The sequence below is a fragment of the Pseudomonas faucium genome (assembly GCF_021602585.1).
In the GTDB taxonomy this organism is placed as follows: domain Bacteria; phylum Pseudomonadota; class Gammaproteobacteria; order Pseudomonadales; family Pseudomonadaceae; genus Aquipseudomonas; species Aquipseudomonas faucium.
The window spans coordinates 1-272 of the sequence record NZ_BQIP01000077.1 but is presented as its reverse complement, the minus strand read 5'-3'; the positions used below and the strand labels follow the sequence as shown (position 1 = coordinate 272).

Sequence of the window (272 nt, the reverse complement as noted above, 5' to 3'; positions counted from 1 at the left end):
GCGTGCCGAACTACCCGGACATCACCCGCGTGTCGAAGATCGTCGACAAGCACAAGGTCAACATCCTCTACACCGCGCCCACCGCCATCCGCGCGATGATGGCCGAGGGCGAGGCCGCCGTGGCCGGCGCCGACGGCTCCAGCCCGCGCCTGCTGGGCTCGGTGGGCGAGCCGATCAACCCCGAGGCGTGGAACTGGTACTACAAGACCGTCGGCAAGGAACGTTGCCCGATCGTCGACACCTGGTGGCAGACCGAGACCGGCGGCGTGCTG

1 protein-coding gene is annotated in these 272 nt (G+C 68.8%); it reads left to right on the top strand.

Annotated elements, in window-relative coordinates; genetic code table 11:
* Window positions 1-272 (top strand): AMP-binding protein (locus tag L6D75_RS27235; protein ID WP_236193982.1); only part of this gene is annotated, 272 nt, incomplete at both ends.